General features: G+C 73.8%; 18 protein-coding genes and 1 pseudogene. 11 read left to right on the top strand and 8 right to left on the bottom strand.

Annotation, left to right across the window (positions count from 1 at the left end; genetic code table 11):
• The first annotated feature begins 105 nt into the window (after positions 1-105).
• Entirely contained in the window at positions 106-3,300 is a 3,195-nt protein-coding gene (locus GA0070623_RS18695; protein WP_067301199.1) for a UvrD-helicase domain-containing protein, read from the top strand.
• A gap of 141 nt (positions 3,301-3,441) precedes the next feature.
• Here GA0070623_RS18695 and GA0070623_RS18690 read toward each other — a convergent pair whose 3' ends face one another.
• Both GA0070623_RS18690 and GA0070623_RS18685 read right to left on the bottom strand, forming a co-directional pair.
• Positions 3,442-4,272 (bottom strand): prepilin peptidase, encoded by an 831-nt coding sequence (locus tag GA0070623_RS18690; protein WP_084261000.1) that lies wholly within the window; start codon positions 4,270-4,272, stop codon positions 3,442-3,444.
• Positions 4,273-4,312: 40 nt separating this feature from the next.
• Positions 4,313-5,287 carry an EamA family transporter gene (locus GA0070623_RS18685; protein ID WP_172898422.1) on the bottom strand — a complete coding sequence of 325 codons (975 nt, stop codon included), beginning with the start codon at positions 5,285-5,287 and terminating at the stop codon, positions 4,313-4,315.
• Positions 5,288-5,542: 255 nt separating this feature from the next.
• Here GA0070623_RS18685 and GA0070623_RS18680 point away from each other — a divergent pair, with 255 nt between their 5' ends.
• From GA0070623_RS18680 to GA0070623_RS18670, 3 genes are all read left to right on the top strand, one after another.
• Positions 5,543-6,085: an LppU/SCO3897 family protein gene (locus GA0070623_RS18680; RefSeq protein ID WP_231932462.1), complete on the top strand. Its 543-nt coding sequence runs from the start codon at positions 5,543-5,545 to the stop codon at positions 6,083-6,085.
• Between the two features lie 1,624 nt (positions 6,086-7,709).
• Positions 7,710-8,168, top strand: coding sequence for an LppU/SCO3897 family protein (locus GA0070623_RS31685; RefSeq protein ID WP_084261003.1), 459 nt, complete (start codon positions 7,710-7,712; stop codon positions 8,166-8,168).
• 291 nt (positions 8,169-8,459) lie between these two features.
• Positions 8,460-9,704, top strand: a complete 1,245-nt coding sequence (locus tag GA0070623_RS18670; protein ID WP_067301209.1) for an ATP-binding protein — start codon at positions 8,460-8,462, stop codon at positions 9,702-9,704.
• Between the two features lie 143 nt (positions 9,705-9,847).
• On the opposite strand, the gene GA0070623_RS18665 is transcribed toward GA0070623_RS18670, so the two are convergent.
• Entirely contained in the window at positions 9,848-10,393 is a 546-nt protein-coding gene (locus GA0070623_RS18665) for a GNAT family N-acetyltransferase (RefSeq protein ID WP_067301212.1), read from the bottom strand.
• A 204-nt stretch (positions 10,394-10,597) separates the two neighbouring features.
• Here GA0070623_RS18665 and GA0070623_RS18660 point away from each other — a divergent pair, with 204 nt between their 5' ends.
• The gene (locus tag GA0070623_RS18660; protein ID WP_067301216.1) at positions 10,598-11,143 is read left to right on the top strand and encodes a DoxX family protein; all 546 of its coding nucleotides are present in this window, start codon (positions 10,598-10,600) and stop codon (positions 11,141-11,143) included.
• Positions 11,144-11,347: 204 nt separating this feature from the next.
• Positions 11,348-12,784, top strand: a complete 1,437-nt coding sequence (locus GA0070623_RS18655; protein WP_067301219.1) for a glycosyltransferase 87 family protein — start codon at positions 11,348-11,350, stop codon at positions 12,782-12,784.
• Positions 12,785-12,881: 97 nt separating this feature from the next.
• On the opposite strand, the gene GA0070623_RS18650 is transcribed toward GA0070623_RS18655, so the two are convergent.
• The 4 genes from GA0070623_RS18650 to moaC form a co-directional block, all read right to left on the bottom strand.
• The gene (locus tag GA0070623_RS18650; protein ID WP_067301287.1) at positions 12,882-13,313 is read right to left on the bottom strand and encodes a molybdenum cofactor biosynthesis protein MoaE; all 432 of its coding nucleotides are present in this window, start codon (positions 13,311-13,313) and stop codon (positions 12,882-12,884) included.
• Positions 13,310-14,551, bottom strand: coding sequence for a molybdopterin molybdotransferase MoeA (locus tag GA0070623_RS18645; RefSeq protein WP_067301223.1), 1,242 nt, complete (start codon positions 14,549-14,551; stop codon positions 13,310-13,312). Before GA0070623_RS18645 ends, GA0070623_RS18650 begins: the two co-directional genes overlap by 4 nt.
• A 79-nt stretch (positions 14,552-14,630) precedes the next feature.
• Positions 14,631-15,101: a MogA/MoaB family molybdenum cofactor biosynthesis protein gene (locus tag GA0070623_RS18640; protein WP_067301290.1), complete on the bottom strand. Its 471-nt coding sequence runs from the start codon at positions 15,099-15,101 to the stop codon at positions 14,631-14,633.
• Positions 15,098-15,589: a cyclic pyranopterin monophosphate synthase MoaC gene (moaC, locus tag GA0070623_RS18635; protein ID WP_067301227.1), complete on the bottom strand. Its 492-nt coding sequence runs from the start codon at positions 15,587-15,589 to the stop codon at positions 15,098-15,100. Before moaC ends, GA0070623_RS18640 begins: the two co-directional genes overlap by 4 nt.
• Before the next feature lie 708 nt (positions 15,590-16,297).
• Between moaC and GA0070623_RS18630 the strand changes: the two genes are divergently transcribed.
• The 5 genes and pseudogenes from GA0070623_RS18630 (at position 16,298) to GA0070623_RS18610 (ending at position 22,043) form a co-directional block, all read left to right on the top strand.
• Positions 16,298-18,826: a putative bifunctional diguanylate cyclase/phosphodiesterase gene (locus GA0070623_RS18630; protein WP_067301231.1), complete on the top strand. Its 2,529-nt coding sequence runs from the start codon at positions 16,298-16,300 to the stop codon at positions 18,824-18,826.
• Positions 18,823-20,133: pseudogene (locus GA0070623_RS18625) on the top strand (glycosyltransferase 87 family protein); the annotation flags it as partial. The gene GA0070623_RS18630 and the pseudogene GA0070623_RS18625, both read left to right, overlap by 4 nt.
• Positions 20,134-20,136: 3 nt before the next feature.
• Complete coding sequence (locus GA0070623_RS18620; protein WP_084261004.1) at positions 20,137-20,769, top strand: phosphoribosyltransferase; 633 nt, start codon at positions 20,137-20,139, stop codon at positions 20,767-20,769.
• 29 nt (positions 20,770-20,798) lie between these two features.
• Positions 20,799-21,227: a TFIIB-type zinc ribbon-containing protein gene (locus GA0070623_RS18615; protein ID WP_067301234.1), complete on the top strand. Its 429-nt coding sequence runs from the start codon at positions 20,799-20,801 to the stop codon at positions 21,225-21,227.
• Positions 21,228-21,359: 132 nt separating this feature from the next.
• Positions 21,360-22,043: a maleylpyruvate isomerase N-terminal domain-containing protein gene (locus tag GA0070623_RS18610; protein ID WP_067301293.1), complete on the top strand. Its 684-nt coding sequence runs from the start codon at positions 21,360-21,362 to the stop codon at positions 22,041-22,043.
• A 35-nt stretch (positions 22,044-22,078) separates the two neighbouring features.
• On the opposite strand, the gene GA0070623_RS18605 is transcribed toward GA0070623_RS18610, so the two are convergent.
• Positions 22,079-25,585 (bottom strand): replicative DNA helicase, encoded by a 3,507-nt coding sequence (locus GA0070623_RS18605; protein ID WP_331715224.1) that lies wholly within the window; start codon positions 25,583-25,585, stop codon positions 22,079-22,081.
• Positions 25,586-25,894 lie beyond the last annotated feature (309 nt).

Raw genomic sequence — 25,894 nt, 5'->3', positions numbered from 1 at the left:
CCGACTTATAGCGCGTCCGGCGGGTGGAGTCCAGCACCGGATTGCCCTCCTCACGCGTACGCGTGGCGGCAGGCGGGTAGTGGACCGGCCGTGACAGGATGCGGCGTGCCTCCGTTCAACGCCGCTCCCCCTGGTGGCGTCCCGCCGTTCGTCGCGGACCTGCACATCCACTCGAAGTACTCCCGCGCGTGCAGCCGCGATCTCACCCTGCCCAACCTCGGTTGGTGGGCCAGACGCAAGGGCATCGGCGTGCTCGGCACCGGGGACTTCACCCATCCCGCCTGGTACGACCACCTGCGGGAGACCCTGCAACCGGCCGAGCCCGGCCTGTACCGGCTCGGCCCGGAGGCCGAGGCGGACATCGCCCGGCGGCTGCCGCCCCGGCTGGCCGACGCCGCGGAGGCCGACCCGGTCCGGTTCATGCTGAGCGTGGAGATCTCCACCATCTACAAGCGGGACGACCGGACCCGCAAGGTGCACCACCTGATCTACCTGCCCGACCTGGACGCGGTGGCCCGGTTCAACACCGCGCTGGGCCGGATCGGCAACCTCGGCTCGGACGGCCGGCCGATCCTCGGCCTGGACTCCCGGGACCTGCTGGAGATCACCCTCGACGCCAGCGAAGACGGCTACCTGGTGCCGGCGCACATCTGGACGCCGTGGTTCTCCGCGCTCGGCTCGAAGTCCGGCTTCGACGCGATCGCCGACTGCTACGCCGACCTGGCCGGGCACGTCTTCGCGGTGGAGACCGGGCTCTCCTCCGACCCGGCGATGAACTGGCGGGTCGGCAGCCTGGACCGCTACCGGCTGGTCTCCAACTCGGACGCCCACTCCCCGCCGGCCCTGGCCCGGGAGGCCACCGTCTTCTCGTCGGCCCGCGACTACTTCGCCATCCGGGACGCGCTGCGGACCGGGGACGGGCTGGCCGGGACGATCGAGTTCTTCCCCGAGGAGGGCAAGTACCACGCCGACGGGCACCGGCTCTGCGGCGTCAACTGGTCGCCGGAGCGGACCCGGGCGGCCGGCGGACGCTGCCCGGAGTGCGGCAAGCCGCTGACCGTGGGGGTGCTCAGCCGGGTCGAGGAGCTGGCCGACCGGCCGGACGGGCACCGCCCGGAGCACGCCCGCGAGGTGACCCACCTGGTGCCGCTGGCCGAGATCCTCGGTGAGATCAACAAGGTGGGGCCCCGGTCCAAGAAGGTCGAGGGGAAGCTCAACGAGCTGGTCGCCGCGCTCGGCCCGGAGCTGGAGATCCTCACCCGTACCTCGGTCGACGAGATCGGCCGGGTCGGCGGGGAGCTGCTCGCCGAGGGCATCGGCCGACTGCGCCGGGGCGACGTGCGCCGGGTGCCCGGCTACGACGGCGAGTACGGCGTGATCACCCTCTTCGACCCGGCCGAGCTGGGCGGGGCCGCCGGCTCGGGGCAGGAGACGCTGTTCGACGTACCGGTGCCGGCGCAGCGCAGGCCGACGGAGCCGGCGGCGAAACCGAAGACCCGGCGACCGGCGGCGGCGAAGGCCGAACCGAAGCCGAAGCCCGCGCCGACCCCACCGCCACCACCGATCGCCTCGACCCCCTCACCGCATGAGCCGTTCGAGCCGATGCTCGCCGGGATGGAGGAGGTCGGCACCGGTCTGCTGGACCGGTTGGACGCGATGCAGCGGGTGGCCGCCTCCGCGCCGGGCGGCCCGCTGTTGATCGTGGCCGGGCCGGGCACCGGCAAGACCCGGACGCTGACCCACCGGATCGCCTACCTCTGTGCCGAGCTGAACGTCTTCCCCGAACAGTGCCTGGCGATCACCTTCACCCGGCGGGCCGCCGAGGAGCTGCGGCACCGGCTCGACGGGCTGCTCGGCCCGGTCGCCGAGGACGTCACCGTCGGCACCTTCCACTCGCTCGGGCTGAGCATCCTGCGGGAGAACGCCGGGGCGGCCGGCCTGCCGGAGGGTTTCCGGATCGCCGACGACGCCGAGCGGGCGGCGGCCCGGTCGGAGGCCGGCGACGACCCGGCCCGCTACACGGCGCTGCTGCGCAAGCAGGATCTGGTCGACCTGGACGAGCTGCTCACCCTGCCGGTCGCGTTGCTCCAGAGCGACAAGAAGCTGGTCCGGGAGTACCGGGAACGCTGGCGGTGGATCTTCGTCGACGAGTACCAGGACGTCGACCCCGTCCAGTACGACCTGCTGCGGCTGCTCAGCCCCGCCGACGGCAACCTCTGCGCCATCGGCGACCCGGACCAGGCGATCTACTCGTTCCGGGGTGCCGACGTCGGCTACTTCCTGCGCTTCTCCGAGGACTTCACCGACGCCCGGCTGGTCCGGCTCAACCGCAACTACCGCTCGTCCGCGCCGATCCTCGCCGCCGCCGTCCAGGCCATCGCGCCGTCGTCGCTGGTCCGGGGCCGCCGGCTCGACCCGGCCCGGCTCGACCCGGAGGCCCCGCTGGTCGGCCGCTACCCGGCGGCGTCCGTCGCCGACGAGGCCGACTTCGTGGTACGCACCGTCGACGACCTGGTCGGCGGGCTCTCCCACCGGTCGCTGGACTCGGGGCGCATCGACGGCCGGTCCACCACCCTGTCCTTCTCCGACATCGCGGTGCTCTACCGCACCGACGCCCAGGCCGCCCCGATCGTGGACGCCCTGGCCCGGGCCAACATCCCGGTGCAGAAGCGGTCGCACGACCGGCTCCGGGACCGGCCCGGCGTGCTCGCGATCGCCCGGGAACTGCGGCACGCCGACGGCCTCACCGGTGGGCTGCCCGCCCGGGTCAGGCTCGCCGGTCAGGTGCTCGCCGAACGGTTCGCCGCCCCCACCCTGGACGCCGCCGGCACGGTCCGCCCCGAGGACGTCCGGACCGCCGTCGACCTGCTCACCCCGCTGGCCCGGCGCTGCGGCGACGACCTGGAGCTGTTCCTCGGCCAGCTCGCCACCGGGGCCGAGGTGGACGCGCTGGACCCGCGCGCCGAGGCGGTCACCCTGCTCACCCTGCACGCCGCGAAGGGGCTGGAGTTCCCGGTGGTCTTCCTGGTCGGCGTCGAGGACGCTCTGCTGCCGCTGCGCTGGCCCGGCTCGACGCCCGACGACGACGCGATCGCCGAGGAGCGGCGGCTGTTCTTCGTCGGGCTGACCCGCGCCCAGGACCGGCTCTACGTCAGCCACGCCGCCCGCCGGGTGCGCCACGGCACCGAACGCGACTGCCGGCCGTCGCCGTTCCTGGACGTGGTCGACCCGGGGCTGTTCGAACGGTTCGGCGAGGCCGAGCCGCGCCGGCCGAAGGACCGCCAGCTCCGCCTGATCTGACACCCCCGCGTCGGGATGGCCCGCTGGTAGATCTTGGTGGGAAACGGCCCCCGGGAGGGCCGAAATCCTCCAAGATCCACCTTGCCTCCCTCGGGCGCGGCAGAGCCGGGCCGGAGGGAGGGTCCGGCGGCGGGGTGGGGGTCAGGCGAGGAGGACGGCGAGCCAGGCCCCGGTGAGCAGGGCGGGGCCGAAGGGCAGCGCGGTGTCCCGGCGTACCCGCCCGGTGGCCAGCAGCGCCAGCACCAGCACCCCGTTGAGCAGGTGCGGCAGGAGCAGGCCGAGCCAGAGGGTGGGCCAGCCCAGCCAACCCAGCGGCAGGCCGAGCGCCGCCGCCAGCTTCACGTCCCCGAAGCCGAGCCGGGACCGGGGCAGCAGCGCCAGCACCACGTACAGCAGGCCGGAGAGCACGGCTCCCACCAGCGCGAGGAGCAGGCGGCCCGGGGCACCGGCGGCGACGGCCGCACCGGTCAGGGCGACACCGCCGCCGAGGGCCGCCGCGCCGACCAGCGGGTCGGGTAGCCGCAGACTGGTCACGTCCACCACCGCCAGCACCAGGCCCACGGCTGCCACCAGGAGGAACGCCGGCAGGGCCGGTTCGGCCCCCCGCACGGCGGCCAACCCGCCGAAGACCACCGTCCCCACAGCCGCGACCCCGATCGGCGCGACACGGAGCGACCCGACGGCGGCAGGCGGGCTCGAAGGCGACTCGACGGGCACGGGCGGGGTGGGCACTGGCTCGGCCGGCAGGGTGGGCACTGGCTCGGCGGGCGCGGCGGGGACGGGCTCGGCCGGCGCGGCGGGGACGTGCTCGGCCGGCGCGGTGGGCACGGGCTCGGTGGGGATGGGCGGGGTGGAAGGCGGGAAGGCGCGGGCGATCCGGGGCGCAGCGAGGCCGACCAGGGCACCGAGCGTCGCCAGCGCGACCACCGGGCCGGCAGGCGTCGAGGCTGCCGTCGCCAGGGTGGCGGACATCACGACGGGGTCTCCGGGCCGACCGGCACGACCCCCGACGTCACCGGCGCGACGGCACGGTGACCGCCCCGCGACCGGCCGTGCGCCGGGGGCGCTCGGTGGTCACCACCAGCGCGACGCCGGCCACGATCACCGCCCCGCCGAACAACACCTGGCCGGTGATCGGCTCGGCCACCAGCAGCGCGCCGAGAGCCACCGCCACCACCGGATTCACGTAGGCGTAGGTGGAGGCCAGCGAGATGGGGGCGTGGGCCAGCAACCAGACGTACGCGGTGAAGGCCACCAGCGAACCGGCCACCGTCAGGTACGCCAGGGCGAGCCAGGAACGGGTCGTCACCTGCCCCGGGGAGAAGCCACGCAGTTCGCCGCGGGCCAGGGCCAGCACGACGAGCACCACCGCCCCGGCGAGCATCTCGTAGACGGTGGCGACGAACGGGTCGGCGGGCATCCGCAGCCGGTTGGACAGGAACGACCCCACCGACCAGCAGGTGGCCGCCGCGACCACGGTGAGCGCCCCGACCACCGGCACCGCCCCGGAGCCGCCCCGGGGCAGCACCAGCAGCACCAGCCCGAGGAAGCCCAGCGTCACCCCGGCGAAGGTCCACCCCGGCGGCCGGTCCCCGGAGACCGTACGCAGCAGGACCACCAGGAGCGGGACGGTGGCCACCAGCAGCGCGGCGATCCCCGACGGCACCGCCACCCCGGGCGGGCCGGACTCGGCGAGCACCACCAGGCCGTTGCCCCCGGCGAGCAGCAGCACCCCGACCAGCGCGGCGGAGCCGAGCTGTCGACGGTCGACCCGCAGCGCGCCCGGCCCCCGCCGGAGCCGCAGGACGACCGCCAGCACCAGCGCGGCGGTGCCGAAGCGGGCCGCGGCAGAGCCGAGCGAGGGCAGCGACTCCACCACGACCCGGATACCGAGGTACGTGGAACCCCACAGTACGTAGACCAGGATCAGTGCGGTCCAGATCAGGGCGGGTCGAGCGGGTGTCGCGGCCGAGGAAGGTGAGGTCATCGCGGGACCACGCTACGGTGACCACGTCGACGGCGTCCTTCCCGGATGGTCGGCATCTCGGCACGCGGGAGGACGGGCATGGCGAACTACGGACCACCGGGCGGTTCTCCGGAACCGTGGGGTGGGCGACGCCCGGACGACCGGTGGGGACCAACCGGCCCGGACGAGCCCGCCCCGCCGGGCGTACCGCCCCGGCAGCAGAGCGGTCCGGTGGCCCACCCGGCCGACCGGTACCCGCCGGACCCGTACCGACCGGTGGACCAGCCCCCCACGGCCGCGCCGGAGGGGTACGGGCCGACGGAGCCCTACGCGCCGGGTACGCCCGGGGCGTACCCGGGCGACCCGACGTCGGGGCGCGGGCGTGGGGCACTGGTCGCGGTGCTGGTCGTGCTCGCGGTACTGGTCGTCGGTGGTGGCACCCTGTGGTACCTGCGCGACAGCGGTGACGGGTCGCCGACCCCCACCGATGCCGTGCTGCCGACCTCGCCGGTCGAGCCCGATACGGCGACCACCGGTCCGGCAGCCACCACCCCCGCCCTCGCCTCGTCGGCCGATCCGCGTTTCGTCAAGGCGGGCCAGTGTGTCCGCAACGAGGGCGTGGTCGCCGGCAAGCCGAAGTTGATCATCACCGAGTGTGTCCCGAAGACGTACGAGGTACTACGCCGTTTCGACGGGGCGACCAGTGGTGAAAGGGACGCCGAGGCGAAGTGCGGCAAGGTGGAGGGCTACACCAACTGGTACTTCTTCGACAGCGAGCTGGACACCCTCGACTTCGTCCTCTGTCTGAAGCAGCGCTGAGCCCACCCCTGGGGGAGAAATGTCAACCTTCGGCCCATCCGCCTCCGGCCGCCCCGACGGGGAACCCCGGCCTCCGGTTCCCGACCCGGAGCCGCCGACCGCGCCCCTGACGCCCTCCGACCCGGAGCCGCCCACCGCCCCGCTCGACCCGGAGCCGCCGACGATGCCTGTCGTCCCCTCCGGGTCGGAGCCGCCCACCGAGGGCATCCCGTCGGATCCGGAACCCCCGACCGCTCCGATCTCCCCCGAGCCGGACGAGCCACCGACCGCTCCCCTCGCCCGTGAGCAGGACGAACTCCCGACCGCTCCGATCTCCTCGCCGCCGTCGCACCCCGTCGACGAGCCGGAGACCGCCGTCATTCCGGGCGAGCCGGAGACCGCCGTCATTCCGCCGGGTTCCCCGACCACGGCCGACGAGACGCCGACCGCTCCGATCTCGTCTCCCCCACACCCGGCCGACGAACCGGCCACCGCACCGATTCCCGGTGCCACGGACGACCGCCCGACCGAACCCGTGGCCACCGGCCCGGCCGAGGCGACGACCGGCCCCGGATCCGCCTCGGCCGAGGCGGTGACGGCCCCGATCCGGTCGGCGGAGGCGGAGCCACCGACCGCGTCGGTGTCGCGGGAGACGGCCGAGCCGCCCACGACCCCCATTGCGGGTACGGATGAGTCGCCGACCGCGTCGATGGCCGTGTCGTCGCCGGAACCAGCGACGACACCCTTCTCGGCTACGACGCCGGAACCTCCGACCGCTCCCTTCTCGGCCCACCCGCCCGAACCGCCGACCGCACCCTTCTCGGCTACGACGCCGGAACCTCCGACCGCCCCGATCTGGGCCGGTCCGGCCGAACCACCGACCGCACCCTTCGCCGCCGAACCACCCACCTCCCGCATCGCCGCCGAAGCAGCGACGGCACCGATCCCGACCCCACCGGAACCGCCGACCGCACCCATCGACGTCGAACCGCCGACGGCACCCATCACCGCCGAGCCGCCCACCGCGCCGACCGCACCAATCGCCGCCGAGCCGCCCACCGCGCCCTTTGCCGCCGAACCGCCGACGGCACCGATCTCGACCCCACCGGAGCCGCCGACCACCCGGCTGCCGGTCTCCGGTGCCGGGCAGCCGGCGACCACCCGGATGCCCACGTCGGGTGCCGGGTACCCACCGACCACCCAGCTACCGGCCGCCGAGGTCGACCCCCGGCCCCCGGCGTCCGGTGCCGGGGCCGGGGCCGGCTACCCGCCACCGCCCTCCTCCGGGGCCGGCTACCCGCCGCCGGACACCTACCTGCCCCCGACCGGCCAGCCGGCGGCTCCCTCGGGAGCCGGCTACCCGCCCCCGGGGCCGTTCCCGCCCGCCGGGCCGACCGCCGCACCGGCAGCAGGAGCGTTCGGCGCCCCGCCCGCCGGGACGTTCGGCGCAGCGGCGTCCCCGCCGCCGTCCGGCTTCCCGCACCAGTCGTCCCCGCCATCGTCGTCGCCCGGCTTCCCGGGGCAGGCCGCCGCACCGTCATCCGGATATCCGGGACAGGCCGCACCCCCGCCCGGCTTCCCGGGGCAGCCCGCGCCGGGCTTCCCGCCACCGAGCGGGCCGCCGGCGAAGGGCCGGGGTGGCCGGATCGCGCTGATCATCGGCCTGGTGGTGTTCCTGCTGCTCTGCCCGTGCCTGGGGGTGGCCGGTTGGTTCGTCCTGGCGTCGGATGACGACGCCGACCCGGCGCCGGTGGCGAGCACGTCCAGCGCCCCGACCGAGAGCGGACCGACGGAGGGGCCGACCGCGGGGCCGACGGAGGGGCCGACGGAACCGACCGGCGAACCGACGACGATCGAGCCGACCCCGACCCGGGCCGACCAGATCACCAAGGGCGACTGTGTGGTCAACGACGGTACGGCCAGCAGCGCCGACCTGCGCAAGGTGCCGTGCGGTCCGGACACCTACGAGGTGCTGCTCCGGATTCCCGCCTCCACCAACGGGGAGCGGTGCCGGTCGCTGGCACCCGGGTCGAACGCCAACTACGTGCACGACAACTCGGTGGACCTCTTCGACTACGTGCTCTGCCTGCGCAAACGGAGCTGAACAGGAGAATCTGTGGCTGTCTAGCGTGGATGCTAGACAGCCACAGATTCGCATCGAGACCGGCGGGGCAGCAGAGCCGGACCAGACCCGGGCCGGACCATCGGGCAGCCTGTCCGGGCCGACACCGGTCGGTGCACGACCCGACAGGGGCCACCGCCCGGCAGAGGCCACCGCCCCACAGGGGCCACCACCCACTACGACAGCGGCAGCGGTCCCGGGTCGCAGACACGCCGGTAGCGCCGTCTACGCATGTCTAGGCCCACGGCTAGACCGCCCGATACTGTGCGAGGCGTGGATCCGGTCCGCAACCCGTACGCCCCGGGTGCCGGTCAGCGCCCGCCCGAACTCGCCGGGCGGGGGCGGGAGCTGGACGTCTTCGACGTGGTGCTGCAACGGATCGCCCGGGGTCGCCCCGAACGCAGCCTGATGCTCACCGGCCTGCGGGGTGTCGGCAAGACCGTCCTGTTGAACACGTTGCGTTCCCAGGCGATCAACCAGCTCTGGGGCACCGGCAAGATCGAGGCCCGGCCGGACCAGTCCCTGCGCCGGCCGATCGCCGCCGCGCTGCACATGGCGGTCCGCGAACTGGCCCCCCGGCACCGCGCACCGGACCGGATCGACGCCTTCCTCGGCGTGCTCAAGGCGTTCGGGCAACGCGGTGTGCCGGCCACCGGGCGGGCCGGCGCGGCCCCCCGGCTGCGGGACCGCTGGCAGCCCGGCATCGACGTACCGGCCAGCAGCGGGCGGGCCGACTCGGGTGACATCGAGATCGACCTGGTGGAGCTGCTCACCGACGCGGCGGCGATAGCCGGGGAGGTGGGCACCGGGGTCGCCGTGTTCATCGACGAGATGCAGGACCTCGGCGCGGAGGACGTCTCGGCGCTCTGCGCCGCCTGTCACGAGCTGTCCCAGCTCGGTGCCCCGCTGATCGTGGTCGGCGCGGGCCTGCCGCATCTGCCGGCGGTGCTCAGCGCCGCCAAGTCGTACTCCGAACGGTTGTTCCGCTATCTGCGGATCGACCGGCTGGACCGGATCGCCGCCGACCGGGCGCTCTGCGCACCGGCCGAACGGGAGCAGGTGGAGTACGAGCAGAAGGCCCTCGACCTGCTCTACGAGGCCTCCGGCGGCTACCCGTACTTCGTCCAGGCGTACGGGAAGGCGACCTGGGACCATGCTCCCCGGTCACCGATCACGGACGCGGACGTCCGGGTCGCCGCGCCCGAGGCGGAGGCGGAGCTGGCGGTCGGCTTCTTCGGATCCCGGTTCGAGCGGGCCACCCCGGCCGAACGCGAGTACATGCGGACGATGGCGGTCCTCTCCCCGGTGGCGGGGGAGGTCGACGGCGGTGGGCGGGACGACATGGACGCCGCGGTGTCGACCGCCGAGATCGCCCGCGCGCTGGGGCGCAAGCCGGCCAGCCTCTCCCCGGCGCGGGACGCGCTGATCAAGAAGGGGCTGATCTACTCCGGGGAACGCGGCACGGTCGCCTTCACCGTCCCGCACTTCGGCCGCTACCTGCGTACCCAACCGGCCTGACCCGCCGGGCGGCCGCGCGCCCCCGGCCACGGACGTCGGGCGGCCGCGCGCCCCGTCGACGAACACCGGGCGGGCACGCGCCGCCCCCCTGCCGACGATCGCCGGGCCGATATCCGGCCCGGGGGCCAGCGGAGAGGTCGGGGTCAGACCCGGGACCAGGGCGGCGGGAAGACCACCTCGCCGCGCGGTGGCGGCGGCGCGTGGCTGACCTCGGGCGGCAGCACCAACGCCTGCCAGGGTTCCCCCAGCCCCGACCAGGGGCTGACCAGCCCCATCCGGTCCGCCCGGCTGAAGCCGAAACGCCGGTAGTACGCCGGGTCGCCGAGCACCACCACCAGCCGTTCGCCCAGCTCGGTGGCGGCCTCCAGGGCGGCCTGCACCACCGCCGTCCCGTGCCCGACCCGCTGCCGGTGCGGCGCCACCGCCACCGGGCCGAGCACCAGCGCGGCCACGCGTTCCCGGTCGGCCTCGACCCGGACCCGGGTGAGCAGCGCGTACCCCACCACCTCGCCGCCGTACTCGGCGACCATCGCCAGCTCCGGCAGCCACGCCGCGCTGCCGCGCAGCTCGTCCACCAGGGTGACCTCACCGGGGGTGGTGCCGTCGGGGCGGGCGAAGGCGGCAGCCAGCACCCGGCGGACCGGGCCGGCGTCGGCCGGGTCCTCGGGACGCAACCGCAGGGTCGTCATCCGCGCGACGTTACCGGTCGGGGCCGGTCCATCCGCGACGGTCGCGCTGTTCGGCGTGGCGTGCCGGCCGCGTCCGCCGGCCCGGATCCGCGACCCGACCGGGTGGGGATCGACGACGCGGACCGGTCCGGACCAGCGGCAACCGGACGCTCCGGATCAGCCGTTGCCCGGATAGCCGGGGTGCCGACGGGGTATGACTGAGCCATGAAACCCGTGCGCTCCCTCGCCCGTGTCATGTTGAGCGGCATCTTCGTGGTCAGCGGCGCCCGCAACTTCCAACACCCCCAGCGGCTCGTCCCGGCGGCCAGGCCGGTCACCGACCGGGTCGCCCCGCTGATCCAGCGGGCCGCGCCGCAGCTGCCCACCGACACCGAGACGTTGATCCGCGCCAACGCCGCCGTGCAGTTCGCCGCCGGCCTGATGCTGGCCACCGGGAAGTTCACCCGACCCGCCGCGCTGGTGCTCGCCGGCACGCTGGTGCCCACCACCGCCGCCGGTCACCCGTTCTGGGACGACGACGACCCGGCGAAGCGGAACAACAACCAGGTCCACTTCCTGAAGAATCTCGGACTCTTCGGTGGTCTGCTGCTCGCCGCCGCCGACACCGAGGGGAAGCCGGGCCTGCGCTGGCGGGCCGGGCACCGCATCGGCCACTCTCGACGTTCGGTCGGTCGCGCGGTGCGTACCGCCCGGCGGGAGGCCCGGATCGCCGTCCGGTCGGCCGCCGCCGCCCGCCGGCTCCCCGGCTGACCTGCGTCGATTCGGTCGCCACCCCCCGCAAGGCCACGAATTACCTGAACCGCCCGACACCCGTTAACGCGGTGGAAATGTCAAAAACTGGTGTGGGATCGGACACGGTCGGATAACGCGGGAGGCAGCAACGTGAGGCGCCGTTCTAGGCTCCCTACCGGACCTGGACGGGTAGGACGACCTTGGTACGGGGGTGGCCACGCCATGCCGACGACCGTCGGTAGACGTGCGGACCGCCTCGCCCCAGTCCGTCGCGCAACGAGTGGGATCGATCGTAGGACAGTCGTACGGACCGGCATCGTGGCCGCCGTCGCCTATGCCGCATGGCTCGCCATCGGTGCTTTCGGGCGGCCGTACAACTTCTTCGACATGAAGATCTACCACGGCGCGGTGGTGTGGTGGGCGAGCGGGCACGAGTTGTACGAGTTCATCGCGCCCACCACCACCCTGGGCTTCACCTACCCGCCCTTCGCCGCGCTGGCCATGCTGCCGATGGCCCGGCTACCGATCGAGGTGGCCGGGTGGATCAACGCGGCCGGCAGCATCGCCGCGCTGGCGGTGGTCCTCGCCGCGCTGCTGCGGCCGATCGTCGACCGGCTCGGCTGGCCGCTCTGGTTCACCGTGGCCATCGCCACCCCGATGGCCACGGCCATCGAACCGGTCCGGGAGACCCTGGGGTACGGGCAGGTCAACCTGCTCCTGTTCGCGTTGATCATGGCCGACCTGGTGGGCCTGCGCTGGCGTTCCCGGCGGGGCAGCCACGGGCGCGACACCGACGGCCCGCTCCTGCGGCTGCTCTACAGCGGGTCCTGGGCGGGCGTGGGCATCGGCCTGGCCACCGCCGTCAAGCTCACCCCGGCGCTGTTCATCGCCTACCTGCTGATCACCCGGCAGTGGCGGGTCGCCGCCACCGCCGTCGGCACCACCATCGGCGTCACCCTGGGCAGCTTCGCGCTGGTCGGCACCGAGTCGCGGGCCTACTTCGGCGGAGTGCTGTGGCAGACCGAGCGGGTCGGCGCCGCCGACATGACGCCCAACCAGTCGCTGGCCGGTCTGCTGGCCCGGCTCTACGACTCGATCGAGACGCCCGGCCTGCTCTGGCTGGCCTTCTCGGTGCTGATCCTGGCCCTCGGGCTGTCCCGGGCCGCCAACGCCCGCGCCGACGGCGACGAGTTGACCGCGTTCACCCTGGTCGGGCTGACCGCCAACGTGATCAGCCCGATCTCCTGGTCGCACCACCTGGTCTGGGTCATCCCGGCGATCATCGTGCTCGCCGACGCCGCCGTACGCCGCCGCGAGGCGAGCCGGGGGCTGTCGGTGCGTACCGGCCAGCAGTCGTACGGGGGGCCGCCCGGGGTGAGCGGACTGCGCCCGCCGATCTGGTACCCGACGCTGACCGGGCTGCGGCACGGGGTGGCGGCCCTCGGGTTGTACCTGCTCTTCCTGATCTCGCCGATCTGGCCGTACGAGCACAAGCTGCCCGAGGTGTCCCACTACCAGAACGGCCTGTTCGGCGCGCTGATGGAGAACTCGCTCGCGCTGGCGCTGATCGTCCTGGTCGCCGCCCTGCCCTGGCGGCCCGGTGCCGAGCCCGCCTTCTACGCCGACCGGCCGGCCCGCATCGCCGCCGGCCGCCGCTGACCCTTCGCCACCGTCACCCGGTCGGCCGCCACTGACCTCGCCGCTGCCACCCGGTCGGCGGCCACTGACCTCGCTGCCGGCCGCCGGCGTGCCCCGGTCAGGGGCAGTTGACCCACTCCTCGGTGCCGTCGGCGAAGACCTGCCGCTTCCAGATCGGCAGTCGCGCCTTCACCTCGTCGACCAGCCGGGCGCAGGCCGCGAAGGCCGCCGCCCGGTGCGCCGTGCTGACCGCCGCCACCAGCGCCACGTCGCCGATGTCGAGCCGGCCGATCCGGTGCGACACCGCCACCGCGTAGACCTCGGGGTCGGCGGCGATCTCGGCGGCCACCGCGCGCAGCGTCTCGACGGCGCTCGGGTGCCCCTCGTACTCCAGCAGGGTGACCGGCCGACCGTGGTCGTGGTCGCGGACCACGCCCTGGAAGGAGACCACCGCGCCGGCCCGGCGGTCGGCGACCGCGGCCTCGTGCGCGGCCAGGTCCAGCGGTTGGTCGGTGACGGTGAGCAGCTCCGTCGTCGGTCCGGCGCTCACCACGTACGCTCCCCGGGCAGCAACGGCAGCGGCACCACCGGCACCCGGGCTCCCGCCTCGCCGGAGGTGCCCGGCCGGATCACCGCGAACCCGTCCGCGCCGGCCAGTCCGCGCAGCATCGCCGACCCGACGTGCCGGACCGGGTGCGCGGTGCCGGCGGCCCGGTCCAGCCGGACCAGAGCCAGGTGCGTGTAGTCCCCCCGACCGGGCACCGGCCCGGCGAGGGTGGCCTGTGGCAGCGCCGGCAGCGCCCGACCCTGCAGGCCGGCGAGCAGCGGCGCGACCAGCGACACCAGCGCGACGATCGCGGACTGCGGGTTACCGGGCAGCCCGGCGACGAACCGCACCCGCCCGTCGGCGTCGACCAGCCGGGCCAGCAGCATCGGGAAGCCGGGCCGGACGGCGACCGTGTTGACCACGTGGTCGGCGCCGAGCGCCTCCAACGCGGGGTGCAGGTGATCGACCGGACCGTGCATGGTGCCGCCGGTGGTGCAGACCAGGTCGGCCCCGGCCAGCGCCCCGCGCAGGGCGGCCACGTGGGCGGGCAGGGTGTCCGCCACCGGGCCGACCACGTCGGAGGGCCGCACCTGGCAGCCGTAGCGGCGCAGCCAGGACGGCACGGCGGGGCCGAGCGCGTCGCGGACCCGGCCCGACCCGGGTGGGCCGGCGGTGAGCAGCTCGTCGCCGAAGACCAGCAGCGCGGCGCGCGGCTGGCGGCGGACCCGGAGCTGGTCGTGCCCGCAGGACGCGGCCAGCCCGATCAACGCCGGGTCGACCGGGGTACCGGCCGGCAGCAGCTCCTCGCCGGCCACCGCCTCCTCACCCGGCTCACGCCACTCCGGGTTGGGGCGGGGCGTGCCGGTCACCCGCCCGTCCGGGGTACGCGCCGATTCCTCGATCCGCAGGATGGCGGTCGTCCCGGCGGGGACCATCGCGCCGGTGGCGATCTCGACGGTGGTGCCGTCGGCGGTCAGCCCGGCCGGGGTGTGCCCGGCGAGCACCCGCCCGAGGACGTCCCACGGACCGGCCCCGCGCACCGCCCAGCCGTCCACGCTGGAGGTGGGGAAGGCGGGCAGGTCGGTACGGGTGGTCAACGGCTCGGCCAGGGTGTAGCCGTCGGCGTCGGCCAGGGCCCGGCCGACCGTGGGCAGGGCGGCGGCCAGGCCGACCGCGTACACCCGGGAGCGGGCCTCCTCCCAGCCGGCCGGCGGCGGCGCGGTGACGGTTTCCGTGCTCACCGGGTCGGCCTCCGTTCGGACGGGACGCGGTGCTCCGCGTTCACCCCCGCGAGCCTATCGCCGCCGCCTCCACCCGCGGTCAATGGTCACCGCCGCGCAGCTGGTCCACCGCGTGGCCGAGGATCGGGCCGAGCACGGCCAACCCGTCCTTCGCGCCGCCGCGCGAGCCGGGCAGGTTGACCACCAGCATCCGGCCCAGCACTCCGGCCAGCCCCCGGGACAGTGCCGAGGTGGGCACCTTGTCCCGGCTGTACGCGCGGATCGCCTCGGCGATGCCGGGGATCTCGTGGTCGAGCAGCGCCCGGGTCACCTCCGGGGTCCGGTCGGTGGGGGTGATCCCGGTGCCGCCGCTGGTCAGCACCACGTCGATCCCGTCGGCGTGGGCGGCGCGCAGCGCCTCGGCGACCGGCTCGCCGTCGGGCACCACCACCGGCTCGTCCACCTGGCAGCCCAGCTCCCGCAGGCCGGCGACGAGCAGCGGGCCGCTGGTGTCGGCGTACACCCCGGCGGCCGCCCGGTTGGACGCCACGACGACCCGGGCCCGGATCACGGCCGGTCCTGCGGGCGGACCCACTCGCCGGTCTTGCCGCCGGTCTTACGCAGCACCCGGACCGCGTCCACGCTGGCGGCCGGGTCGACCGCCTTCACCATGTCGACCAGGGCCAGCCCGGCGACGGCGACGGCGGTCAGCGCCTCCATCTCCACCCCGGTGCGGTCGGCGGTACGCGCGGTGGCGGTGATCTCCACGGTGTCGTCGGTGAGCCGCAGGTCGACGGTGACGCCGTGCAGGGCGATCGGGTGGCAGAGCGGGATCAGGTCGGGGGTGCGCTTGGCACCCATGATGCCGGCGATCCGGCCGACGGCCAGCGCGTCACCCTTGGGCAGCCCGTCGCGGCGCAGCAGCTCCACCACCTCGGCGGTGGTACGCAGCCGCCCGGCGGCCACGGCTACCCGCCCGGACACCGGCTTGGCGGAGACGTCGACCATCCGGGCCGCACCCGCGGCGTCGACGTGGCTGAGCTGCGCGGGATCGGTCACGCTCGCCAGCCTAACGGTCGGGTCCGGCCCGGGCGTGCGTCCGGTTCGGGGGGATCGCACCGGGCGATGGGGAGCAAAAGGGTCGACGCGGTGCGGAACGATTCTTGATCGATCGTTCATCGTCGATTTCATCGGTCGCCACTAATAGGTTCTCCGATGCCACGGAGAGCGGGAAACGCCATGACATCGGGGACCGGACACGGGAACGTCACCGCCGAGAAACCCTACGTCGCGCCGTGACCGCGAATCACGGGCGGCCACGTCGGCGGATGGTGGCACCACCGCTCCGACACGACTACCCTGCGTTCCACAATCGGGTGATCCGTCGCACTCCCACGCCGGTCACCTCGAAGGAACCGGAACCGGTACCCCTCGCCCGATGTCGCAAAGCCGGTCGCTGCACCATTATCTAGCGTTAACGAGAACCGTCGGGAGCACTCAGCAGTCCGTTTCCCCGTGGAAACAGAAAGTCACCAAGCTCCACTCAATTCTCATCTATCGCTCATAGTTACATTTATACCTCCAAAATCGGCCTAACCGCCCTTAGGCTGTCCCCTGTCAGATCCCGACCGCAAGGGTCGGCGCGACGATCAGGGGAGGTCGAACGCGATGTCCGCACACGAGTGGCTGTAGACGATTGTGGCGACGGCGTGACCACACGTAGCCTTGGCCCCTACTCAGCGACGCCGAGTGGTTGTCGAGGACACGATGGCACGACCGGACGACGGCAAGACGGAGGCCGAGCGGCAGCTGACGCTGCACGTCGGCCTCGTCTGCGTGGTGGCCGCCACGGCGGCGGTCGTCGCCCTCTACCACCTGGTCCACCTCGACCTCACCGGTGACGACCTCACCCGATCCATCGCCCTGGCCTTCATGGCCGCGCTCGGGGTCCGGATCAACTGGCAGATCCGCATCCGGGCCACCGTCCACGCGGTGTCCTGGAGCGAAACGGCGATCGTCCTCGGCCTGGCCGTCGCCCCGGCACCCCTGGTCGTGCTGACCACCGGCACCGGCGTCGCGGTCGCCCTGCTCTCGATGAAACGCTCGCCGGTGAAGACCGCCTTCGGCATCGCCAAGAGCATGCTGCTGGCGGCGGGCGGGGGCCTCGCCCTGCACACCCTCGGCTGGTCGCCGCAGGACACCGACCTCCAACACGTCATCGGCATGATCGGGCTCGCCTACGTCGTCGCGGTGGTCCTCGACGAGGCGCTGACCCTACCGGTCATCGCGATGGCCACCGGCACCCCACTGCGCAGACTCTTCGCCGACGACCTCGGGCTCCGCCTGACCAGCGCGCTGGCCCGGTTCGTCCTCATCGCCGTCACCCTGGTCATCCTCCACGCCGACCCCCGGCTCCTGCTGGCCGTGCCGCCCCTGGTGCTCAGCCTCCACCTGTTCTACTCCCAGCAGGCCAAGTCCCGGACCGAGCAGCAGGCCTGGCAGCGCCTCGCCCGCACCACCGACGCGCTCAACGTGGTCGACCTGGACAAGGTCCTCACCACCGCGGTCACCCAGGCCACCGAACTCTTCTCCGCCGACGAGGTCGAGATCGAGCTGCGCGACGCCGGTCGCACCGTCCGCGGCGCCAGCGGCACCATCACCTACGACGGCCCCACCGGCCCACCCAGCGAGATCGCGGGCACCGTACTGCCCGCCCGCCTCGAAGGCCACGACCGGACCGCCGACGTCGGCATGCTGCGCCTACGGTTCCGTGGCCCGGTACGGCTCAACGAACGCGAGCAGTACACCCTGCGCACCTTCGCCTCGGCCCTGTGCACCGCCGTCCGCAACGCCCAGGCGTACGCCGAACTGGCCCGGGTGGCCGACGAACACGCCCACGCCGCCAGCCACGACGCGCTCACCGGCCTGGCCAACCGTCGGCAACTGCTGGACCGGGGCACCGAGCAGCTCAACGCCCGGCACGCCGAGGGGGTCACCGCGCTCGTCCTGATCGACCTGAACCACTTCAAGGAGGTCAACGACACCCTCGGCCACGCCGCCGGTGACCAGGTGCTGATCCAGGTCGCCGACCGGCTGCGCGCCGCCGCCCACGACGAGGACCTGGTGGCCCGGCTCGGCGGCGACGAGTTCGCCGTGCTGCTGCGCGCCCTGCCCGCGCCCGCCGTCGCCGCCCACCGGGCCGAGATCCTGCTCGGTGCCCTGCACGAGCCGCTCGACGTGGACGGCATGCGGATCAGCGTGGAGGCCAGCGGCGGCATCGCGGCGGCCCCCGCCAGCGGCGGCATGCCGGAGCTGCTGCGCCGCGCCGACGTCGCCATGTACCAGGCGAAGCGGGCCGGCCAGCGGATCGTCACCTACGCGCTGACCCGGGACACCGCCGACCTACGCCGGCTCACCCTCGGCGGGGAGCTGCCCCGGGCGGTGGCCGACCACGAGTTCACCGTCAACTTCCAGCCGATCGTCGACCTCGGCAGCGGCCAGGTGACCGGGGCCGAGGCGCTGGCCCGCTGGCACCACCCCCGGCACGGGACGATCGATCCGCTGCGCTTCATCGAGGCGGTGGAACGCTCCGGCATGCTCCCCGCGTTCGCCGAGGCCATCCTCGACCAGGCACTCGTGGCCGCGGTCAGCTGGCGGACCGCCGGCTTCGACCTGCCCGTCTCGGTGAACGTCTCCCCCCGCAGCCTGCTCGACGCCCGCTTCCCCGGCGCGGTGCTGGCCCGGCTCCAGGCCCACGACTTCCCCCCCGACCGGCTCGTCCTGGAGCTGACCGAAACCCTCACCCTCAGTCAGCTCGACGTGGTCGACCGGGTGCTCAGCCGGCTGCGGGACTCCGGCGTCCGGCTCGCCCTCGACGACTTCGGCACCGGCTACTCCTCGCTCTCCCTGCTCTCCCGCATCCCGGTCCACGAGCTGAAGATCGACCGCAGCTTCGTCACCGCGATGGAGGGCTCGGCGGAAGCGGCGGCGGTCATCCGCTCCACCCTCGACCTCGGCCGCAGCCTCGACCTGACAGTCGTCGCGGAGGGCGTGGAGAGCGAACCGCAGCGCCGGTCCCTGTGGTCCCTGGGCTGCGCCGCCGGTCAGGGACACCTCTTCGCCCGCCCGCTGCCGGCCGGGGCGCTCCTGGCCGCCCTCCAGCGCGGCTCGGGCGGCCGACCCGGCACCCTCGCCGCCCCGCTGCACGACACCGGCGCCGTCATCCGGCTGAGCACCCCCGGCCGCCGGCAGCCCGCCCGCAACCGTCCGACGGGTCTGCCACACTTGCCGGCGTGACCGCCGCCGACCGAGCCGCCCGCAGCTGGCGGGCGGTCGACACCGCCGCCGGTGGGCTCGCTCTCGACCTCGGCCTCTACGCGGTCTCCGCCGCCTTCGCCACGGTCACCGCCGGCACCTCCACCCTCGCACCGCACCGGGCCTGGGGGAGCGTCGCCGCCGTCGGCTACCTCGCCGCCGCCCTCCTGGTCGCCGCCCAGTTCGTCATCCGACGCCGGCACCCCGGGCTGGCCGGCACCGCCGCCCGCGCGACGGTCACCGGTCTCGCCTGGGCCGGCACCGCCCTGCTCCCCCTGGCCGTCCAGGCCGGGCAGCGGGCGGCCGGGCGGACCGACCGGGCACAGGAGGAGGTGGTGGTGGTCGAACAGGCCGGCAGCCGGCTCGCCGCCCACGGCACCCCCTACCTGGGGCCGGACGCCATCGCCGCACTACCCGCCGACGAGCGGCTGCTCGGCTACACCCCGTACCAGCCGGGCATGGCGCTGTTCGGGCTGCCCCGGGCCGCCGTCGACGCCTGGTGGACGGACTCCCGCGTCTGGTTCGCGCTGGTCACCGCCGCCGCCCTGGCCTGGGCGGTGATCGCCCTGCGCCGGTCCGCCCGGCCGGTGGGCGGATGGGCCGAGGCGCCGGCGGTGCTGCGCGGTGTGCAGGCGGCCACCGTGTTGCCGATCTGTGCGCTCACCCTCGCCACCGGCGGCGACGACCTGCCCGTCCTCGCGCTCTGCCTGCTGGCGTTGGCCCTCGCCGCCGGCGGCCGACCCGGCCCGGCCGGGGTGGCGGTCGGGCTGGCCGGCGCCCTGAAACTCTTCGCCTGGCCGGTCGCGCTGGTCCTGATCTTCTGGGGGACGACCCGCCGGGCCGGGCTGCGGGTCGCCGCCGGGGCGCTCGGCCTGCCCGCCCTCGCCCTGCTCCCCGCCCTACTGGTGGACCGGGACGCGCTGGTGGAGAACGTGTTCCGGTTCCCGCTCGGCCACGGCCAGGTCACCAGCCCCGCCCAGTCCCCGTTCCCCGGCCACCTGATCGCCACCGACCTGCCCGGTGGCCGGTTCGTCGCCGCCGGGTTGCTCGTCGCCGTCGGCGGTCTGATCGCCGTCCGGCTCCTCCGCCGCCCGCCGCACCGGGCCGCCACCGCCGCGCTGATCTGCGGGTACGGCCTGCTCGCCGCGATCATGCTGATGCCCACCACCCGCTTCGGCTACCTGCTCTACCCGCTCGCCCTGCTGACCTGGGTGCCCGCCCTGACCACCCAGCGGGCACCGGTTCCGCCGAGTCCCCGGCACACCCCGCCCACACGGCGTAGACCTGAGAGCATGAGCAGCTACCGCGATCGCGCCGACGCCGGCCGGCAACTCGCCGAACGGCTCACCGCGCTGGCCGGCCGACCCGACGTCGTCGTGCTCGGCCTGGTCCGCGGCGGCGTCCCGGTGGCCCGGGTGGTCGCCGACCGGCTGGGCGCACCGCTCGACGTGCTGGTGGTCCGCAAGCTCGGCCTCCCCTGGGCCCCCGAGGTGGCCTTCGGCGCGCTCGGCCCCGGCGGTGTCCGGGTCCTCAACGACCCGGTGACCGCTCGACTCGACCCCGCCGACGGTGCCGACGTGCAACGCCGTGAGCAGGCCGAACTGGATCGCCGGGAGGCCTGTTACCGCGCCGGGAGGCCGGCGCTCGACCTGACCGGACGGACCGCCCTGATCGTCGACGACGGCCTGGCCACCGGCGCGACCGCACGGGTCGCCGTACGGGTCGCCCGCCGGCTCGGCGCCCGCCGGGTCGTCGTCGCGGCGCCGGTCGGGGCGCAGGAGGCGTACGAGATGCTCACCACCGAGGCGGACGAGGTGGTCTGCGCCCGGCGCCCCGCCGACTTCGGCGCGGTCAGCGCCCACTACGACGACTTCCACGAGGTCGACGACGACGAGGTGACCGCGGCGCTGATCGCCGCCGCCTGAATGCCGCGCCGACCGGGTACCGTCGAGCGATGCAGCTCACCTGTCCCAAGTGTCGCGGAGACATGCGCCAGTACGAGCGCAGCGGAGTCGTCATCGACCAGTGCGGCGAGTGCCGGGGGATCTTCCTGGACCGCGGCGAACTCGAGAAACTGTTCGAGGCCGAGGCGAACTGGAACCAGCAGCGCGGCACCCCCGCGCCCGGTCAGCCGGGGTCCGTCCCTGGTCAACAGCACGTCCAGACGCCCGGCGGGTACCCACCGCCGCCTCCGCCGCCACCCGCCCCGAGTCACCAGCCGGGCTACGGCGCCGTGCCGCCGCCCCCGCCCCCGCCGGGTTACCCGCCACAGCCGGCGTACGGCGGCCACAGCGGCTACGGTCACCCGCAGCAGCACCACGGCTACCACGGTCACTACAAGCGCAAGAAGCACAAGGGCTTCCTCGACGAGATGTTCGGCTGAGCGACCCGGTCGACGACCGGGCCGGGCGGTTCCCCCGTCCGGCCCGGTCCCCTCGACACGGCCCGCGCCGCAGCACCGTCGGGTCCGGCGACCGCCGTGCCGTGCGGCGGCACGCGTGCGACGCTGCACGGCATGACGTTCGTCGGGCAGCACACCGCGTTGGCACAGGCCTACGACGGCATCACCACGGTGGTCGCCGGTCTCGACGACGACGCCCTGCAACAGCCCACCCGGTGTCGCGGCTGGCTCGTCGCCGATCTGCTCTTCCACCTGCTCGGCGATGCCCAACGCGCCCTGGTCACGCTGGCCAGCCCCGCCGACGGTCCACCCGACACCGACGACGTCAGTTACTGGCGATCGTTCCCGCCGGCCGGGTCGGTCGCCGAGACCACCCGGCACGCGTGGTACGTCCGCCGCTCGGCCGCCGCCTTCGACCGGCCCTCTGGCGTGGTCCGGATCTGGGCGGACACCGCACCGGCCGCCGTACACGCGGCGGGCGTCGCCGACCCGCAGGGCTGCGTCACCACCCAGGGACACGTGCTGCGGGTGTCCGACTTCCTGGCCACGCTGACCACCGAGGCCATCGTGCACCACCTCGATCTGGTGCCCCACCTGCCCGACGCGCCGCCGCCCGGTCCGTCGGCCGTCCAGGTCGCGGTCGCCACCATGAACGGCCTGCTCAGTGACGACGCCGTCCGACCCGCCGACTGGGACGACCTGACGTACCTGCTCAAGGCCACCGGTCGGGAGCCGCTGACCGACCGGGACCGGGTGGCGCTGGGCGAGGCCGCCGGCTGGTTCCCGCTGCTCGGGTGAGTCACCGGCGCTGGGTCACCGACCCGGGCATCGGGTCAGACGATCGCCATGTCGACGAAGCGGGACAGGTGCAACTGGGCCGCCACCGTAATCGAATCGGTGGGTCCATTTCGATGCTTGGCAACAATGAAATCCGCCTCCCCGGCGCGCGGCGACTCCTTGTCGTAATAGTCGTCGCGGTGCAACAGGATGACGACGTCCGCGTCCTGCTCGATCGAGTTGTGGGTGGCGATCCCGTTGGCGACGAAATTGTGGGTGCCGAGCACCGTCGCGTCGAAGACGTCCTGCTCGCCGAGCGACTCGATCGACGTGATCTCGTCCCAGAAGATGTCGTTGGTGGCGTGCAGTTCGAGGTCGGCGGCGTCGAGCACCGAGGCGATCCTCGCCAGTCGGGATCGGCTCGGTGCGCGCTTCCACAGCGCGCTGCCGCAGAATTGGGTACCCATTGCCCGGGCGAACTCGCGGTGGCTCATGCCCCGCTCCACCAGGACTTCCCGAACCTGGCTCCACACCTCGGTCGGCACCGTGTCGACGTTGGTGTTGCCCACGACCGTCTCCAACACGGCGAGCAGCGCTTCGCATGCAGCCGCGCGCTCCCCGTGCACCCCGATCTCCCGCAGGAATCGTAATTGGTCGTCCCGACCGGAGATGTCGAGGGTGTACTGCGGACGGTGGTCAGCTACCGGAACGACTTTGAGGCGTGCGGTGATGCCGTACCGCAGGAGGAGGCGGGAGATGTCCTCAAGCATTCGGCGACTGGTGGAGGAGAAGTAGACACGCCCGCCCCTACCCGACTTGTTGACATGGATCGAGCCGTCGGTCGACCACAGGTGGCGCAGGAAAAGCGTGATCTGCTCCTTGGGCAGGCTGAAGATCGCCTGCGGAATGAACTTCTCGTGCGAACGCAACCCGAACAGCCCCAGCCCGTCGAGCCATTCCGCGACCGGATTACGCCGTCCACGGGCCAGTCGGTACGGTGCGGGCAGCCGGAGCGTCGTGACCCGGGCGGCCTCATACTCGTCCCGTACGGCGCTGATCCCGAAGTGCTTTGCGGCCTCGGCCACGGCCACCAGGTTCTCCTCGTCCCTGCTGGCGTACCGGATCGGCTGGCGTCTGACGAACGAACCGTCACCGAGGAGGTGCGCGAGCAGTACCACCTCCGCCTCCACCCACGACCGGGTCGCCAGCGGCGGAGGCAGGTGCCTCGGCGTGGCCAGCCGCGCTCCGACCGCCAGCTCACCGAGGGGCACCCAGCCGGCGAAGGTGAGGAAGGGGTGGTTCGCCGTCGCGTCGATCTGCTTTCCCGACGCGAGAGTCAGCCGGAACACCTCGCGCCGGCCACTGGGGAAGACATGGGTCATGGTCCGGGGCGAGTACCGCAGATTCTCGTCGAGCGCCCAGACCGGGATTTCCCTGGTCCCGGCCTTGAGCAGCTCGCCCATGGTGACTTCCGCATTGGTGTCGGCCCGGATCAGTCGGGTCTCCGCCGTCAGACAGCCAGATTCCCGCAAATCAGACAGTTGGGGTCGCTTGTCGGTGCGTTGCTCGGGACCACGGTTCAGCTGGCTGACCGCGATCACCGGGCACTCGACCTCCTTGGCCAGCAGCTTCAGGCCCCGGGACAGGTCCGCGACCTCCTGCTGACGGCTCTCGGTGCGCTTCGGGGAGGTCATCAGCTGGAGGTAGTCGACCACGATCATCTTGAGGTCGTGCTTCTGCTTGAGCCGCCGGGCCTTCGCCCGGATCTCCATCAGGTTCATGCTCGGGGTGTCGTCCACGAACAGCGGCGCCTCGCTGATCTCGCCCATGCAGCGGGCCAGCTTGGTCCAGTCGTCGTCGGAGAGTTGACCGCTGCGCAGCACGTGCAGCGGAACCCGCGCCTCGGCCGAGAGCAGTCGCATGACGATCTCGACCTTGCTCATCTCCAGCGAGAAGATGGCGGCGGCCTGGTTGGCCCGGATGGCGGCGTTGCGGGCGAAGTCCATGCTGGCCGTGCTGTTGTGGGTCGGGATCATCGACCGACCGGCCAGGTAGAGGTGCTCGGGATTGTCCACCGTCACGCACCGCACCGGCACGCTGGCCACCGGTCGGACGTCCACCACGTACCGGACGCCGGCCCGCACGTCGGCACCGGGCCGGCGGTGGGCGGCGTGCGCGGCGGCCCGGTCCGCCCGCCGGAACACGGCGTCCGCGGTGACGAAGTCGATCGTGTACGTCGTCGCCGACCGTTCGGTACGACCGGGCACCGGCCGCGCGGTGACCGTGCAGTGGTGGCCGAGGCTCACCACGAGTTCCCGGACGTTCTCCGCCAGTCGCCGGGAGGCGCAGGAGTACCGGACACCGCCGGTCGGGGTGACCGTGCCGGCGGCGTCCAGCAGACCGGCGAGGAGCGACCGCCGCTGCGCCTCGGAACCCCGCAGGTAGTCCCCGGGGATGTGCTCCTGCGGGTACCCGACCGGGTGGAGCGCACGCGGGAGCGAACCGGCGGGTCGGCCCTCGTCGCCGAGCCGGCGGCCGAGGGCGTAGGGCGGGACCGGCAGGTCCCGGGGGGGCAGGCGCAGCGGGGCGCAGCTGGCGACCGCGTGGTTGGGGTGCGCGTCCGGGCCGGTACGCAGCGTCGCGGCGATCTCCGCGGTGGTGAGCACGCTCTCGCGTCGGGCCGGGACCACGGCGGGGGCCGGACACCCGTCCCCGCCGGTCGGGCCGACCGCGGCCAGGACCCGGGCCGGGGCCGCCGGGTGGGTGGTCTGCCACAGGTGCTCGGCGTCGGCGACGATCACACTGCCGTCGGAGAACTCGACCTCGTAGCAGGGTCGACCGACCAGCACCGCGAAGGCGGCGGTGACCGTGGTCGGCGTACCGTCCGCGGCGAGCAGCCGGTCGCCGACCTGGACCTCGCCCATCGTGGTCCAGCCGTCCGGGGTGGGTAGCGGGGTGTCCAGCGCGAGCGCCTTGCCGAGGCCGGGTCGCCCGGCCACGATGATGAGCTGCCCGGGGTGCAGGCCGTTGAGCAGCCGGTCCAGGTCGGTGAAGCCGGTCGGCACCCCGGTCATCACGCCGCCCTGCGCGCCGACCGCCTCGATCTCGTCCAGGGTCGGCTGGAGCATGTCGGCGAGCACCGCGAAGTCCTCGCTGACCCGCCGTTCGGTGATCTCGTAGACCGCCTGCTGGGCCAGGTCGACCACGTCGTCGACGTCCCGGCTGCCGCCGGCTGCGGTGCCGTAGCCGAGCTGCACGATCCGGGTGCCCGCCTCGACCAGCCGGCGCAGCACCGCGCGTTCGCCCACGATCCGGGCGTAGTAGGAGGCGTTCGCCGCGGTCGGCACGGCCGCCATGCAGGTGTGCAGGTAGGGGGCGCCGCCCACCCGGGCGAGGTCGCCGGAGTCGGCCAGCGCCGCCGCGACCGTGATCCCGTCGGCCGGTTCGCCGCGACCGTAGATGTCGAGGATGGCGTCGAAGATGGTGGCGTGGACGGGGCGGTAGAAGTCGGTGGACTTGAGGATCTCGACGACGTCGGCGATGGCGTCCTTGGAGAGCAGCATGCCGCCGAGGACGCACTGTTCGGCGGCGACGTCCTGGGGTGGCGTCTTGTCGAACTGGCCGTCGCGGGGCGGCGGGGCGGACTGCCCCGCGGTCCGGGGCTCCGCCCGCATGTCGTCGGTGACCGACACGGTTCCCCCTCCACGACATCGAGCTGGTTACGGCGGTACGGCGGTGGTGCGACACCTCCCGACCTGACCGGCCGGGTCGATCGGGGGCCATCACGCGACCGGTCGGTGCCCCACGATACGGACCTCGAGCTCAGCCCCTCAACCGGCGCGGTGGACGAGCCTCGGGACAACCTGTGGACG

Source organism: Micromonospora rifamycinica (genome assembly GCF_900090265.1).
GTDB classification, from domain to species: domain Bacteria; phylum Actinomycetota; class Actinomycetes; order Mycobacteriales; family Micromonosporaceae; genus Micromonospora; species Micromonospora rifamycinica.
This window is presented reverse-complemented; position numbering and strand designations above follow the sequence as displayed.

Excerpts from the sequence above, each read along its gene's own strand:
- GA0070623_RS18655 (WP_067301219.1), top strand. The coding sequence starts at position 11,348 with ATGCCGACGACCGTCGGTAGACGTGCGGACCGCCTCGCCCCAGTCCGT.
- GA0070623_RS18660 (WP_067301216.1), top strand. The coding sequence starts at position 10,598 with ATGAAACCCGTGCGCTCCCTCGCCCGTGTCATGTTGAGCGGCATCTTC.
- GA0070623_RS18630 (WP_067301231.1), top strand. The coding sequence starts at position 16,298 with ATGGCACGACCGGACGACGGCAAGACGGAGGCCGAGCGGCAGCTGACG.
- GA0070623_RS18665 (WP_067301212.1), bottom strand. The coding sequence starts at position 10,393 with ATGACGACCCTGCGGTTGCGTCCCGAGGACCCGGCCGACGCCGGCCCG.
- GA0070623_RS18610 (WP_067301293.1), top strand. The coding sequence starts at position 21,360 with ATGACGTTCGTCGGGCAGCACACCGCGTTGGCACAGGCCTACGACGGC.
- GA0070623_RS18605 (WP_331715224.1), bottom strand. The coding sequence starts at position 25,585 with ATGCTGCTCTCCAAGGACGCCATCGCCGACGTCGTCGAGATCCTCAAG.
- GA0070623_RS18690 (WP_084261000.1), bottom strand. The coding sequence starts at position 4,272 with ATGTCCGCCACCCTGGCGACGGCAGCCTCGACGCCTGCCGGCCCGGTG.
- GA0070623_RS18615 (WP_067301234.1), top strand. The coding sequence starts at position 20,799 with ATGCAGCTCACCTGTCCCAAGTGTCGCGGAGACATGCGCCAGTACGAG.
- GA0070623_RS18620 (WP_084261004.1), top strand. The coding sequence starts at position 20,137 with ATGAGCAGCTACCGCGATCGCGCCGACGCCGGCCGGCAACTCGCCGAA.
- GA0070623_RS18685 (WP_172898422.1), bottom strand. The coding sequence starts at position 5,287 with ATGACCTCACCTTCCTCGGCCGCGACACCCGCTCGACCCGCCCTGATC.